Annotated in this window: 18 protein-coding genes; 2 read left to right on the plus strand and 16 right to left on the minus strand. The window is 39.4% G+C overall.

The window, feature by feature from the left end; translation table 11 throughout:
- Positions 1–63 precede the first annotated feature (63 nt).
- The 12 genes from FBQ94_RS16060 to FBQ94_RS16115 all read right to left on the minus strand — a co-directional run bounded on the left by FBQ94_RS16060 (position 64) and on the right by FBQ94_RS16115 (position 10279).
- Complete coding sequence (locus FBQ94_RS16060; protein ID WP_007220456.1) at positions 64–354, minus strand: type II toxin-antitoxin system RelE family toxin; 291 nt, start codon at positions 352–354, stop codon at positions 64–66.
- Positions 339–533, minus strand: coding sequence for a hypothetical protein (locus tag FBQ94_RS16065; protein WP_007220457.1), 195 nt, complete (start codon positions 531–533; stop codon positions 339–341). The genes FBQ94_RS16060 and FBQ94_RS16065 overlap by 16 nt, the downstream gene beginning before the upstream one ends.
- A 690-nt stretch (positions 534–1223) precedes the next feature.
- Positions 1224–1481 (minus strand): hypothetical protein, encoded by a 258-nt coding sequence (locus FBQ94_RS16070; RefSeq protein ID WP_007220459.1) that lies wholly within the window; start codon positions 1479–1481, stop codon positions 1224–1226.
- Positions 1432–1620 (minus strand): hypothetical protein, encoded by a 189-nt coding sequence (locus FBQ94_RS16075; protein WP_007220460.1) that lies wholly within the window; start codon positions 1618–1620, stop codon positions 1432–1434. The genes FBQ94_RS16070 and FBQ94_RS16075 overlap by 50 nt, the downstream gene beginning before the upstream one ends.
- Before the next feature lie 159 nt (positions 1621–1779).
- Complete coding sequence (locus tag FBQ94_RS16080) at positions 1780–1902, minus strand: hypothetical protein (protein WP_285442261.1); 123 nt, start codon at positions 1900–1902, stop codon at positions 1780–1782.
- Between the two features lie 23 nt (positions 1903–1925).
- The gene (locus FBQ94_RS16085; RefSeq protein WP_007220461.1) at positions 1926–3086 is read right to left on the minus strand and encodes a hypothetical protein; all 1161 of its coding nucleotides are present in this window, start codon (positions 3084–3086) and stop codon (positions 1926–1928) included.
- A gap of 194 nt (positions 3087–3280) precedes the next feature.
- Positions 3281–3511, minus strand: a complete 231-nt coding sequence (locus tag FBQ94_RS16090; RefSeq protein WP_007220462.1) for a sulfurtransferase TusA family protein — start codon at positions 3509–3511, stop codon at positions 3281–3283.
- 65 nt (positions 3512–3576) lie between these two features.
- Positions 3577–4011, minus strand: coding sequence for a Fe-S cluster assembly scaffold protein NifU (gene nifU / locus FBQ94_RS16095; protein ID WP_007220463.1), 435 nt, complete (start codon positions 4009–4011; stop codon positions 3577–3579).
- Between the two features lie 22 nt (positions 4012–4033).
- On the minus strand, positions 4034–5209 hold the full coding sequence (locus FBQ94_RS16100) for a cysteine desulfurase family protein (protein WP_007220464.1): 1176 nt from the start codon (positions 5207–5209) through the stop codon (positions 4034–4036).
- 25 nt (positions 5210–5234) lie between these two features.
- On the minus strand, positions 5235–7421 hold the full coding sequence (locus tag FBQ94_RS16105) for an ATP-dependent helicase (RefSeq protein WP_007220465.1): 2187 nt from the start codon (positions 7419–7421) through the stop codon (positions 5235–5237).
- Between the two features lie 5 nt (positions 7422–7426).
- Entirely contained in the window at positions 7427–8083 is a 657-nt protein-coding gene (locus FBQ94_RS16110; protein WP_007220466.1) for a class I SAM-dependent methyltransferase, read from the minus strand.
- 480 nt (positions 8084–8563) lie between these two features.
- Entirely contained in the window at positions 8564–10279 is a 1716-nt protein-coding gene (locus tag FBQ94_RS16115; RefSeq protein WP_007220467.1) for an HAD family hydrolase, read from the minus strand.
- A gap of 364 nt (positions 10280–10643) precedes the next feature.
- Between FBQ94_RS16115 and FBQ94_RS16120 the strand changes: the two genes are divergently transcribed.
- Both FBQ94_RS16120 and hflX read left to right on the plus strand, forming a co-directional pair.
- Positions 10644–11375, plus strand: coding sequence for an acetate--CoA ligase family protein (locus FBQ94_RS16120; protein WP_285442262.1), 732 nt, complete (start codon positions 10644–10646; stop codon positions 11373–11375).
- Between the two features lie 77 nt (positions 11376–11452).
- Positions 11453–12763 carry a GTPase HflX gene (gene hflX / locus FBQ94_RS16125; protein WP_007220469.1) on the plus strand — a complete coding sequence of 437 codons (1311 nt, stop codon included), beginning with the start codon at positions 11453–11455 and terminating at the stop codon, positions 12761–12763.
- Positions 12764–12790: 27 nt separating this feature from the next.
- Here hflX and lgt read toward each other — a convergent pair whose 3' ends face one another.
- The 4 genes from lgt to FBQ94_RS16145 all read right to left on the minus strand — a co-directional run.
- Positions 12791–13651 carry a prolipoprotein diacylglyceryl transferase gene (gene lgt, locus FBQ94_RS16130; protein WP_007220470.1) on the minus strand — a complete coding sequence of 287 codons (861 nt, stop codon included), beginning with the start codon at positions 13649–13651 and terminating at the stop codon, positions 12791–12793.
- Positions 13652–13653: 2 nt separating this feature from the next.
- On the minus strand, positions 13654–14010 hold the full coding sequence (gene panD / locus FBQ94_RS16135) for an aspartate 1-decarboxylase (RefSeq protein WP_007220471.1): 357 nt from the start codon (positions 14008–14010) through the stop codon (positions 13654–13656).
- A gap of 98 nt (positions 14011–14108) precedes the next feature.
- A complete protein-coding gene (locus tag FBQ94_RS16140) occupies positions 14109–14471 on the minus strand; it encodes a c-type cytochrome (RefSeq protein WP_007220472.1) in 363 nt (120 codons plus the stop codon).
- Positions 14472–14844: 373 nt separating this feature from the next.
- Positions 14845–15123 (minus strand): hypothetical protein (locus FBQ94_RS16145; protein WP_285442263.1); only part of this gene is annotated, 279 nt, incomplete at its 5' end.

Raw genomic sequence — 15123 nt, forward strand, 5'->3', positions numbered from 1 at the left:
CATACTGATATACTTATCCTACAAAATAATTTATGGTACTCTTTCCCTTATTCTCTTAGTATATCAGATATTTATCCGGCTTTGTGCAACAAAGCCGTTGATTGCATAAATTGTTACTTTTTGCAGAGATGTTTCTATTTTAAATAGTAGACGTATTTTCCCAATTCTCATTCTCATAAAGCCTTTTCTTTTTCCCTTTAATCGTTTTATATCGATTTCACTTTGAGGCATTGTACCCTTATTAAGGCATGCTAAAAGTGTTCTTAAGGATTCTTTTATTCGTTCCTGGACTTTGGCATCTTGTTTATCAAGAAACTTGAACACATCTTTTTTAAAAGCTATTGTCCAAGCCATTTCATACCATCCACGGTTTCGCCATCTTTGAAATCTTCTTCCGAAAATACGTTTTCCAATTCCTTCATTTCTTCATCAGAGACATAAAGGATAAGATTAATCGTTAAGTTTAAAAGTTCCTCGCGAACAACCCTTCTTATTATTTCTTCTAATTTTGCTTCTTCTATAACAATACTCATAGCTGCCTCTTTTTTGTTAAGTTGAATAGACCAAATTTGATTACCTTATAAGATTAACCACTTGGTAAAACTATACCACAGCCTCACAAATTTATCAAGAATCAGCCGGGAGATGTGTTTATAACAGGATAAAGGGAAGGTGTTCCCGATGCATCTGGTAGCGATTCCGCACTTTCCAGACCTACACATACCAAGCCTATGCTTAACCGTCCTGATATGGGAGCGGGAAGTATTGTTTCTATGCAATTATACTATCAACTCGATTAAGTTTAAAACCAAAATCAGTTCGATTTAAAGACACAAAGGGATAAAGTTAGGGTAGGGTATGGCGGTCTTCTTTTTAATTGTCCATCCCCTGGGGGTCTGGTTTGAACTTTGGGACTCCCAGACCCCTACCCATGAGGAAAAATTTATGTCGTACTTATGTCGTACCTAATCATAAAAACATATCAAAAATGATAAATACAAACAAGAACTAAATTCCCTTAAAAGCCTTGAGAATGCTGGACAAAGCAGAAGCAATAAGAATACATAAGAAATCACCAAAACACCTAAAAAAGGCCAGGAAATTACATAGGGAAATCTTGAAACTAATCCACGGTGAAAATCTTTATACATTTTCGGGGTATATTGAGGGGCTGCCCCTCTCGAATGATGGGCCGGACTGTTTATTACCTCTATCTCGCATGGTTACGCTCTGGGATTAACATCACGAACAGCAAAATGCTCAACGAGCTTGTAATCGTCCCCCAAATTTTTGAGCAACAAAGAAGGGATTACCCGTTTCAGAGCAGACCCTGCTACACGGCTCGCCATTTCATCGCTAAACCCCCAAGTGGGGTCTGGTGTCCCAACCTCTCTAGCAAAACGGAATGCATCTGCAAAGAAGCGACGGACACTACGAATTGCACCATCTTTTACCATTCGATCTAATTGGAACGATTTCATCTCTCGCCAAGTGAACTTCGGCAGGAGCAAAAAGAAGGCCCACCATCCGGACATTTGCAATTGCCCCTTCAGGATAACGATACCGAAATGCGTTATCAAGTTCACGGCATACCTGTTCGTAGTCCCATGCAGGAATCATAGAAATCTCTCCCTATTATTCCGGCGCCCAACAACGATTATATAGCCTGTATAAAACGGCAAACACAGGCTGTTCCGATAATGATACTGTTTTTGATCTCAACCGCCTGTCCAATATGACAATTATTCCTGCAGCTAAAATGACGGCTTGTATCATAATTTAAACCCCGATCTCTCTTTTTATACCTTGGGCAATTTCATTCGCCATTTTTTGAATTTCTTTTTTATACTTACCTTCAATCATAACCCTGCATAAATTCCCTGTTCCTGATTCGATAAACATCCGTTGTAAATTCTTGGCTTGGCCTAAGGTAATTTTCGCAGAGCATCAATACCCAACCAGAATGCCGCTGCGCCAGGGGGGACAATATCTCCCGGGTTTAGAGACGCACTATGAAATAATTCTGCATCGCTATCGAATTTCCCGGGTACGGATTCTTTACTACTTCCTTTGCACTCATGTATTGTTGCAAACTCTTCATTAACCCGAACATACTCGTCTTGTCCCGCATGAGCTGAAGAGTGGATTGCATACCACCGGGGGGTTTTGATACGAAGCAGCATACAAATTTCCGGACGTAAATTCATAAGGTTTACGACCACACCGGTAAGCCACAGCTCTGCTTCCCCGGCCTCTATCATCTTATCCAGATATTGAACAGGTTTGTGCTGAAAGAACCAGCGATAGGAGGCGTCTTTCGGAGCTTTTATTCCAAACAATTCTTCCAGGAACTCCCGTCTAACATTATGGAGCAGACAAAACTCTTCATTCCTGTAACCCTGTTCTGGTTGAAACATAAATGATGGTATAGCGTGCATCTGTCCAGCATTAAGCCCTTTTGTTGATTTGTAACCCAGGAGAAAGCCTTGATCCTCTTTATTAAAGAAAGATGTTAGCACAGAGACTGCAATAGCAGCGCTTCTGCCTGTCCCGTTCATGAGAGGATCTTTAATATGTGCATGCAAATACTTCCTTAGTTCGAGCCTTTTGAAGAGCGCCTCAAACGACATTGCTTGCCAATAAGAGGTTTCAGACAATACCTTCAAGATCTCCCACTCCAAACAGTCGCACGTATCCAGCATCAGGTCATACCGCCCTATATCACACCGGATTATTACCCCATGTTCTGTTTGCCGAATATTAACCATCCGGTATGTTTCATCTGGTATAATCGAATCTCCCGTGAACTCGCGAAATATTCGGTACGCTGGATCTCTGATGATAAATCCTCCTGTTTCCAGACTCCATTTCTCTGGAGCCATAACTATCGGATCGCGATAGGTAATCCTGCGAATTGTCTTATCGAGAATGGCAACCGGATATATCTTTCCACAACGCTCAAGAATCTCGTAGTGAGAATACCGGTGAGCCAGGAAATCGTATAAACGGGGTTCTTGCAATACTTCACGAAGCTTGTCGATATGCTTCAAACAATGCTGTGATTTGATTTGATGTTTTTTCTTCAAGAGGTTTAAGCTGCCTTCAGTAGCGGCTTCGCCAGTTCAAGAGTCTTCTATTGAACCAGCAAGGCACGTTGAATGGCTTTTTGCACTTTGCAAAAGTAAGAATCCACACATAGGTTATTACCCGCATGGATTCCTGCTTTCAAGGAATAAGATATGATGATAAAAATTCTTTTACATGAGGGTTTTGGCGATATCTATCTTAGCCTTTTAATAAAAACATGAATCTCTTCCTCCGCCTCTTCGATGCCCAATAGCTCATTCCCTGTGGTATTACACCAGGAAACAATATCCTTCTTTATGCCTTCATCTGTGGCAATAATCTCAAGCACCTTACCTATTTCAATATCTTTGATTTTATTTGCCGTCTTAAAGATAGGCATAGGGCACATAAGCCCAAAGCAATCTAATGTTTCATCTGCTTTCATAAGATAATTTACATTTGTTTATATTCACGTGGAGTGGAAAGGAGTTATCGATATTTATTTCTTTTTCAAGCCTTCTCGTGCTCGTGGTGTTCATCGTGTGGAAGCTCCTTCTTCTTCTCAAGGCCTTTACCCGTAGTCTTCTTGAGATAATCATCAATGGCTGCCTCGATGGCCTCTTCGGCAAGCACAGAGCAATGCATTTTAGCCGGGGGTAATCCTCCTAACGCCTCTGCTACTGCCTTGTTGGTAAGTTTTAAGGCCTCATCTAAGGTCTTTCCCTTAATCATTTCTGTAGAAATGCTACTGGTAGCAATGGCTGCACCACAGCCGAACGTCTTGAACTTTACATCGACAATTACATTATCCTTAACCTTGATAGACATCTTCATAATATCGCCACAAGCAGGATTTCCAACCTCTCCCACGCCATCGGCATCAGAGAAATCTCCCACATTCCGGGGATTTGCAAAATGATCCATAACCTTTGGACTGTATTGCATACAAAACTCCTTATTAATTATTCTAATTTTTCATCTGTTTCTGACTATACAAAGGAGACATTTGCCTTAAACGCTCGACAATAGATGGTAGTTTTTCCAAAACACAGGCAATATCGTCCTCGGTATTGTTGATTCCCAAACTAAAAAGCACTGTCCCCTGAGCAAGCGCAGCATCGACACCTGTAGCCATGATAACGTGCGACGCCTTAAGCGACCGTGAGGTACATGCAGAACCACTGGAGATGGCAATCCCCTGCATATCCAGAAATAATAAAATAGATTCACCCTCAATATACTCTATGCATAAACTGAGGTTTCCGGGCATACGATTCGTTGCATGACCGTTAACGTAAACATGGCTAATATTTTTTAAAATACCCTCTCTTAATAGATCCCTCAGCTTCTGAACTTTATTTACCCTTTCTGACATTTCTTGTTTTGCCAGTTCGGCTGCTTTACCCATAGCAACAATACCGATACTATTTTCTGTTCCTGACCTGCGCCCTCCCTCCTGTACTCCACCTTCTATGAGAGGAAGTATCCTTACTCCTTCCCTGAGGTAAAGCGCCCCAACTCCCGTTGGACCGTTAAATTGATTTGCCGACATACTGAGGGCGTCAATGTGAGCATCCTTAACATCAATGGGTATATTTCCCACTGCAGCAACGGCATCTGTATGAAAAAGAACGCCGTTCTCTTTTGTTATAGCTCCAATCTCCTTAACTGGCTCGATAGTCCCAATCTCACCATTTGCATACATAATAGATACCAATGTTGTTGTAGGGGTAATGGCTTTTTTGATATCAGCGGGATTTACCATTCCATATTTATCAACGGGTAAGTAAGTAACTATATATCCCGATTTTTCCAGAGATTTTAAGGGATTAAGCACAGAAAAATGCTCAATTTGTGATGTAATAACGTGGTTCCCCTTTTTTTTATGAGCAGTCAGTAGGCCTTTTAAAGCAAAGTTATTGGCCTCAGTACCGCTGGAGGTAAATATAATCTCGTTGGGTTTTGCATTGATAAGATTTGCTACTTGCCCTCTTGCCTCCTGTAGAGCCTCATTGGTAACCCTTCCGAATTGATGTAAATTGGAGGGGTTCCCAAATCCCTTGTGTAAGAATTGGGTAATAGTTTCAATTACTTTGGAATGCATCGGTGTACCCGAGGCATTATCCATATATATTTTTCCCATGGAAAATATTCCTTATAAATATCTTTTACCGTATCTTTTCTAACTTTGCATATGCTAACATAAGATTCTTTATTCCACCAACATTAAAATTGATCTTGGCACATATCTTATCTTTACTACCGGAAACCTCAAGTACCCTTCCAATGCCAAAAACAGGGTGTCTAACAATTTCTCCGCCTGAAAGGGGTGCCAAATTTTCTTTTAATGAATCATCAGGGACAGTTATATCGTCTATATGAAACGCTGTATCATACGACGAATTGCTTTTATTGTAAATATCATCAGCGTAATTATAATTTGTTTTATCAATATGAATTACAATTTCTTTTGGAATCTCATCCAAAAATCTTGACGGGATACAAAAATTCATTTGTCCATATCGCATCCGCCTCTTGGTATGGGTAAGGAAGAGTTCACTCATTGCCCGGGTAATTCCTACGTAACAGAGCCTTCGCTCTTCTTCAATCTTATCATCTGAATCCGTAGATTCCGCATGTGGCAATAACTTTTCTTCCATACCGGTAATAAAAACAACGGGAAATTCCAATCCTTTAGCGGTATGGAATGTCATGAGGGTCACCGCCCGGGTATCTTCTTGTAGTTCATCAACATCAGAAACCAGGGCTACTTCTTCTAAAAATCCCTGTAAGGTACCTTCAGAATAGTTCATGTCATATTCGTGAGCAGCATTAACAAGTTCTTCAACGTTCGCAATACGGTCTTTTGATTCTTTTCCTCCAGATTCTCTCAGGAACTCTATATACCTTGTCTCTTGAATGACCTGTTTGATGATATTTTCTACAGGCGACTTTGGTAGTTGTTGTAAATGTAAAATAAGTTCAGTGAATTTTTTTATGGATAAAGTGCCTTGCCCCTTAATCTCTGGTATTGCATTGACTTGCTGTAAGGCATAGAAAAGACTGGTGTTTTGTGCTGCCGCCCAGTCTTCAAGTTTTTTTATGGTAGTGTTTCCTATGCCTCGTGTGGGTGTATTAATCGTTCGTTCCAGCGCTACTCTGTCCTGAGGGTTAATACAGAGCCTGAGATAGGACAATATATCTTTAATCTCTTTTCTTTGGTAAAATTCTACGCCGCCAATGATCCTATACGGGATCCCGTGATTTTTTAAAGAGATCTCAAGAACGCGGGATTGAGCGTTGGTGCGATAGAATAATGCAATATTTGAGTATTTTACTCCTTTTGTGCTAAGCATCCTAATTGATTTTGCAATTTCTTCCGCCTCCCCGTGTTCATCCTCGCAATGGATTACCTTGATTTTCTCACCTTCTACATTTTCTGTCCAAAGTCTCTTTTGTTTTCTGTATCTGTTTTGCTGGATTACGCTGGAGGCTGCATGGAGAATACGCTTTGTAGAACGATAGTTTTTCTCTAGCAGCACAACTTTAGCGTCCGGATAATCTTTCTCAAAATCCATAATATTTCTAATGTCCGCTCCACGCCATCCATAAATGGATTGATCGGGGTCGCCTGTTACGCAGATGTTTCTGTATTTACTGGCGAGCATTCGTGTGATGGTATACTGGGTGTAATTAGTATCTTGATATTCGTCTACGAGAACGAACTTAAATTTTTCTTGGTACATTTCTAGAATATCGGTGTGTGTCTTAAATAGCTCTATAGTTTTGATGAGTAGATCATCAAAATCAAGGGCGTTGTTAGTCTTAAGAATTGTATGGTATTTTGCATAAACTTGAGCGACAATACGATTATAATATCCTGATGCGGTGGACGTAAAGGTTTCGGGATTTATGAGTTTATTTTTAGCATGACTGATAGTGCTTGCTATCGTACGGGGTTTCCATTGAGCAGTGTCAAACTGGAGTTCTGCCATGATGGATTTAATTTGGTTCAGTTGATCAGTGGTATCGTAAATACTAAAGTCCTTTGAGTATCCCAGTCTTTCGATATTATTTCTAAGTATCCGTGAACACATTTTATGAAACGTGGATATCCACAGTCCTTTTTGTGATAGAAATTGTTTTATGCGTTCACACATTTCATCGGCTGCTTTATTTGTGAAAGTGATGGCTAATATATTATATGGATTTATACCTTGTGATATCAGGTAACCAATGCGACGTGTAATTATACGGGTTTTGCCGCTACCGGCCCCTGCTATAACGAGAAGTGGACCTTCCATATGAGTGACAGCTTCACGCTGACTTTCAGTAATATCTTTTAATAAGGGCATGGGTTTTATTTTTTTGCAATCAAACTTGCGATGGCTTTTTTATTATCTATAATGAGTTCCCGATAGTAAATAATTTTAAGATCTGTGAAAAGATGTAAAAGTTCATTTGATTCTAACAGATAGTCTTTATTTTTAGGCCCTTCAAAACCACATTCCTTATTCTCCATCGTATAGGTTTCATAGATAATCATTCCACCGGGTTTAAGAGCTTCTTTAATTTGAGGCATAAGATCCCTTTGTAAATAGTAAAAGCACGCTATTACATCGTAGGCGTTCTTAGGCAATTTGTAAATTTCCATATCAGCTACAAATGCGCGTATGTTTACGTTATTTTCCTTTGCTAATTTTTGCGCCTTATTAATAGCCACTTCTGATATATCACAACCATCCACATCAAATCCGTTCTTTGCAAGAAATACAGCATTGCGCCCTTCACCCATGGCGATATCCAAAACCTTTCCCTTAGGCAGAATATCAATATGCTCTTTCAGAAATTCAACAGGCTCTTTGCCGTAAATAAAAGCCTCCGTTCCGTATCTTTTATCCCAAAACAATTTATCTTGTTCGTCTGCAAATACTAAAGAAATGTACTTTGTAAAGATACAGATAATTATAAATAAACAGATCGTGAAATAAAGAATGTATTTCTCATATATATACATATTTTATTCTATTGTTAATATAAAGATACTATACTAAACAGACAGTATTATGTTTATAAGTGCAAAAAGATTACTGATTTCTTACTTCTCGTAAACCGATTCAAGATTATAATGTCTCTTTATCTGCAATACAAGTTTTTTGATTGTCTATTATCCTCTCAAGCTTCATAAACAGATGCCCATATTTATAAATTATATATTTCAAAAATATCGTAAAAGTATTATATAATGATTATAAAGTGCAGAACGAATATTAAATTATTATAATATAATAAGATATATAATGTAGTTCATTGTAGAAAATATGTAGATAATCTCATAGAAAAGTATTTGTTATTTGTAAATTCAGTCTTAATACCCAAAAAGAGTAGAATAATCTACAGACTATGAACATTAATTTTAATTAACTCCCTGTTCGCTATGAAGCACAAAATTGATATGGTTTCTATAAACGTACGGAAGTTTGATAAGGGTATTTAATTACGCCGGACCCGTGTAACGCTTTTCAATCTTCTCCCTTATCAAGGAGCGGCTCTTATCAGGTGAGATGTCCTTTATTTGCTCAATACATCTTACTTCGTATGCGAGATCATCGTCTTTTATAGCTTCATGAAGCCATCGGGAATAATCTCCTCTTTGGAGATGAAACATCCAGGTGTCATCATCAATACCATCAGCTAAGTGCATAAACAATATAAGATTATGAGCACGTAGGTTAAGCTTCTTTTCCGGGCCCCGGAAGTAAAAACTTTTGTCTGTGCCTAATTTGCCTTCAGCATATTTAAGAAGATGGCGTCTGCGTTCAGACCGTGGGGGAATACTGCGGAACCAAAATGGGCTGGCTTCCGGTTTTCTCCACCAGGCTATGGCTTCTCCCGGCTTAAGTCTGCTTACCGGGACAGAAGGCGGAGTTTGGCCGAGAATTTCACTAAAGGCGCGAATGGCCTGTCCTGGAAATTCTCCTATAACTATTATTATACTGATTTCTGATAATATGACACGGGCAAGGTGATCAGGATGAACAGTAATGAATAACATTCCGCTCAAGTCCTTAGGAATTATAAGTGATTCGGGAGGGGTTAAGGATGATGGTAACATATGGTGTGTCTCATCTATTATTATCCAGTGAGGTCTCCCCGTCCTCGATCTCAGCTCTAAAAGAGCGGATAAAAGAACCTCAAAAAATGCTGGCCTATCCGCAAGGGTAATTCCAAGCATATTTACTACACAATTTTGCTCAGGTTTATCGAGGAGTTTTATTACCTCATCTACACTCGGCGCTTGCTTGCTATTCCCCATTACGACGGCGTTATCATATGTCAGATAATCTCCCTCAGGGTCGATAATACAAAATTGGTATCCATGCTCAGCTACGCGTTCTAGAAAACCTGTTGCAAAGGTCGATTTTCCACTTCCAGACGTTCCGGAGAGTAAAATACTCAAACCATAAGGTTTAATTCGTACCTCTTGCCCATCCTTACGCTTACCAAGTAAAATTACGTGTCGGTCCAACTGCGGTTCAAACTCATCAAGATCGTTGATAATAAGTTTGTTAACCAGTTCAGTAACACCTTCACCATGGTCTGAATAAGTAACAAAATCGACATGCTCTTTCAACTTGGGAAGGGCATTAGCAACTGCTACTGAAAACTCGCATACATTAAGAAAAGAGTGATCATTCTCGGCATCGCCTATACCAACAACGTTATGGGAAGATAAGCCAAGTTCATATAATGCTACGCTTAGCCCTGTGGCTTTATTAATGCCCGAGGGAAGCATCATTACCGCGTCTCTGTTAAAAATGAGTTGAATTTCAAGTCCAAGATCGCGGATTACTTCAAGCACCGTGGTCTCATGTGGTCGTAAAGTAGAAACGATTGATTGGCCTATAAAAAGCGGATCTACACCTCTTTTACGAAGCTCCTGAATAAATTCTTCTGGTGGTGTTTCTCCTAAAAGCCTCTCCTCTCTGGTAGTCGGTCTATAGAGTAACGCCCCATTCTCGGCTACAACTCTATCAAACATACTGATCTGGGGAAAGATGTGAATAAGTTCTTCTAATATACGGCCTGTGATCAGCACTAGTTTTCTGCCAGAATTTTTCAAACGCTCAAGTGCTGCTAAAGTCTTTTCATCAACTTGGCCTTTCGAGGCCAGCGTCTCATCATAATCACAAGCAAGAGCATAGTATCGCATGTTTTACTCTACGAAGACCAAAGGAAGTGTTTCATAAACTCTGATTATTGAACCTGAACAACACTTTATTGAGAAACTACCCCACCATACCCATAGTAACTTATCTAGCATAATATAGCCATTGACTGAATTTAACAGTTAAAGAGAAAAATATCTACGTTTATCATTATCTATAGAAATGGTCGTTTTTTCAACCACTTTCTGGCGCTATACTGCGATTAGCTTTTATCCCTGGCTGATTTGAAAGCCCTATTGTGCATGATATATCATTTGAAGATTTTAGGATGTAACGTTATAATACATAGTATAAAAGAATAGAAATTTACGGCAAAACCCATGCTCCTTTGAAGTTTATAGAAATTTTATGAACATGGTTTTAACGAACGATATAAAAACAGCACAAGGTATCATTCAAAAAACACAGCAACAAAAACGGCCGATGATCGAGCCTGAGGCTAAGGAATTCATCAATGCTTTTGGGATAACAAGTACGAGGTATAGGGTTGTATCCTCTGTAGCGGATGCTGTACAGGCCGCAACATTTTTCGGATATCCTGTTGTCTTAAAGATTGTCTCACCTGATATTAGCCATAAGACAGATGTGGGTGGTGTAAAAATTGCTATAAGAAATGAAGAAGGTATAAGAGCCTCATATGAAGAGATCATGAGAAATGTAAAGAAAAAACAACCAAATGCAAGGATCTACGGAATTCTCATTGAGGAGATGGCTGTGCCTTCTGCAGAAGTTATTATTGGCGGGTTGAGAGATTTCCAATTTGGCCCGGTTGTTATGTTTGGACTGGGTGGTATTTTTGTGGAAATTTTTAAAGATGTGTCTTTTCGCATTGCCCCGGTAGAAGAGCGAGAGGCTTTAGATATGATCTATGATGTAAAAGGAGCCAGGGTATTAAGGGGATTCAGAGGCACAGAACCTCTGGATATTCTCGCATTAACTCAAACGATTTTACAGATATCGAGGATTATGACATCTCTGGAAGAGGTAAGGGAAATAGATCTAAATCCTGTTCTTGTTTACCAGAAAGGTATAAAAACAGTAGATGCAAGGATCGTTTTAGATCAGGTTTATAGTGAGTAATATACCATATGCAAATAAGTCCCTTATTTATTATTTATATGTATGAAAGATTTCTTATACATGGAGATTATATTTAGGTGAAATTAAAAGAGACCGCATTTACCGTGAGGGCTGAACGTGCTATTTTGTTTCGGGCTATGTTAAATCGTAATAGAGGTGAAGCGCCGCTGGAAGAGCTTCAACGGTTGGCAGAAACTGCAGGCGCACGCGTTGTCTACACGGCAATTCAAAACAGAATAAGTATCGATCCGGTGTATTACCTTGGAAAAGGAAAGGCACTGGAATTGGCAGATGCTGCAAAGGAATTAGATGCTGATGTGCTTATTTGTGATGATGATCTTACTCCGGCTCAAGTTAGAAACCTGGAAAAGGTAATCGGTAAAAAAGTAATAGACAGAAGCGAGTTAATCCTGGACATATTCGCTACTCGCGCAAAGACATTTCAGGCCAAACTCCAGGTAGAATTGGCCCAGTTAGAGTATACAAAACCCAGATTAAAGCGGATGTGGACACATCTCTCCAGAATCGAAGGCGGTATTGGAACGAGAGGGCCTGGTGAAAAGCAATTAGAGGTGGATAAGCGAATCATATCCAGAAAGATCCAATATCTCAAAAAGAAATTATACGAAGTGGAAAAAAGACAGGAACGACTTGTCTCTTCACGAAAGGAATTTTTCACAATATCTATCGTAGGATATACCAATGCCGGAAAGTCTACATTAATGAATGCATTAACAGATGTTGATACGCTTGTAGAGGATAAGCTTTTTGCAACGCTCGATACAAAAACGGGTATGTGTAGGCTGGAAAATGGGAAAAAAATCTTAATTAGTGATACCGTCGGTTTTATACAGAAACTACCACATCATCTGATTTCATCATTTAAAGCCACACTCGAAGAAGCCCGGCATGCTGATTTACTGCTTCACGTCGTGGATATTAGTTCACCGGTAGTCCAGGAACAAATCGACGCCGTGAATGCCGTATTGAAAGAGCTAGGATGTGATAATAAACCTGTGATCATGGTGTTTAATAAAGTAGACACCATAACAAATGAATCGATTGTGCCTCTGCTTCGGAATCGCTACGGAGATTGTGTTATGATTTCTGCAAAAACACAACGGGGAATAGAAGATCTAAAACGGAGAATAGAAGGGGAATTGGAGCAAAATTTCGTGGAGATAGAACTCTCATGCAGTCCAGGTAATGGAAAGTTGATTGCGTATCTTCACGAGCATGCCCATATCATAAACAGTCAGTTTCATGAACAAGGTGTTACGTTTAAACTCCTTGTAGAAAATAGGCTTATTCATAAATTGCGTATGATGGATAGCGATATTCAGATACAGGGAACGTCTTTGTCAGATGGAGCAGACACGGACATCTAAATTCTCTGTTGCTAACGGTCTTTTTGGCTATACCGCATTGCGAATTCCGGATGTTTTAAGACGAAGAACGATAAAAAGTGGTAATGAAACAAGGAACAGGGAAATACTGATAATTTGAGCTATGGTAAAACTATCGAAGAGCAGCGGATTATCTCCCCGTAGTAACTCCATAGAGAATCTTATAACAGGGTATAGAACTCCGAAGAGCAGAACCACTTCTCCGTTTCTTCTCCGGTATTTGAAGAATGTGCTGAGAATAAAGAAGAGTACGACATCTGAAAGAAATGAATAGAGTTGTGTTGGGTGTATAGGAAGAGCATGCGTATCGGAGAGATGGATCAATCCAAGCTCGTATTGATGAAGAAAGGCAGGGCTGCCATCAACCATGCCCGCTTTGTCTAGTGTTTTTGGGAATGCAATTGCCCAGGGTATATGTGATGCAAGTTTCCCAAAGCAGCATCCATTCAGGAAACATCCAATCCGACCAATGCCTAATCCTAATGCGACAGAAGGCGCAATAATATCCAGGATCTTAAGGAAGGGTAATTGATACTTCTTGATGAAGATGCATGCTGCGATAATGCCAGCAAATAGTCCTCCGTAGTAAACCAAACCACCTTCATATATTTTAAAAATACCGAAGAGATCGTTTTTATAATTATCAAAAAATTGGATAACAAAAAAAAGCCTTGCACCGAAGATCCCTGCACAGACTATATATATTCCAAGGTCCGAAATCTTGTTGGGATCTATATTCTCCTTTTTTGCCCTCTGGCGTGCAATGAAAATGGCTACGAGAAAAGCAATCATCAGCATAAAGCCATAGGAATAAATAGGTATACTTTTCTGAAGAAAAGGTATGGGAATTTCGAATAAGGTTTTTCTCATGATTAGAGCATTTTTGTGAGCTTGTTATTCCCATCTACGAGAATAATTTTTGGTTTCCAGTTCCGCGCTTCTTTATCTTCCATGAGACAATAAGAAATGATAATGACCCGGTCGCCTGGCTGCGCCCATCGCGCTGCAGCTCCATTTAAGCAAATGACGCCAGAACTATGCTCTCCTTCAATGACATAGGTCTCTACCCGTGTTCCATTATTAACATTGAGGACCTGAACACGTTCGTAGTGCAGGATATCTACTGCCTCAAGAAGGGCTTTATCAATGGTAATGCTGCCATTGTAATTGAGATTCGTTTCCGTTACTGTTGCGGCGTGAATTTTGGATTTGCACATCTCCCGTAGCATGGTTTCTCCAATAGCTTAACCGTTAAGCAAGCAAAATAATTAAAATATAAGATCAAATTTTATCTTAAAGCGCTGTAAAATCAATAGGATTCTCTTACTTATTGCTCTGGCGGCGGATAAAAGCTTCTCACACATGTTTTGACAAGGTCAACAATCTCCTCATCCTTTAACTTTCCTTTATAACCGGGCATTTTTCTCTTCCCATTGGCTATCGAAATAATCAATCTTGAGTCGGAAGCGTTATCCTGCCATTTGGTATTTGTAAAATTTGGTATTTTAAAAATGAATCGGCCAATAAGACCTCCTTTTCCATCTGCTCTATGGCATTTCTGGCATTCTCTCTCATACACAGCCCAAATACCGCCTTTTTCAGACAAAGCAGGCTGTTTCGAGCATCCATAAAATAACAAGGTACAAAAGATACTTGCAACTATAACAATAAAAGATGTATGCCTTTTCATTATTTTTCCTCATGTGCAGTATTGTTAAGATGTAATTCCAACCAGTTATATTATTCAAACATAAAAGTTTACCATAAAACCCTATATATTCAAGTCTTATCCTCTCATTTTAGAAATAATAGGTCTTCATTTTTATTGAAGAGACTTCTTTCTGCCTGAACGTAGAAACGTAGAGGAACTTCAAACAAACTATGGAGTGGCAAAGTGCGCCTTACCACTACTGTTATAAAAGTTACGTAGGGCAGCCCTTTAGGGTTGCTCTCTCCCGTATGCACGTTCATGCAGGGAAGCAAGGCTAAAGCCTTGCCCCACAGTTTCATAAAAGGCAAAAGTAGCCGAAGGCCTAATTTAAAAATGTTTAGGAATTTCAATGTTAATGAAAATGGTTTTTAAACATACGGTTTAGAGCGGTATTGGGGTCAAGGTTTTTGATTTTGGGTTTTAGTTCATGGAAAAGATAAACCTTTCCCTGTTTATTTGTGTAATGTACTGGAATCATAAAGCCAGTATGGCAGATATCACACTCTTCTTTGATAGGGCAAAGAGGATCACGGGCATTTTTAGTCTCCAGTAGACGTACCTCTCGTGGTAAGAGATGGAACTCATAAGAACAATACGTGCATCGAACCAGGACAGGCTGTTTCTTTTTCTT

It is taken from the genome of Candidatus Jettenia sp. AMX1, assembly GCF_030263775.1.
Classification (GTDB): domain Bacteria; phylum Planctomycetota; class Brocadiia; order Brocadiales; family Brocadiaceae; genus Jettenia; species Jettenia caeni.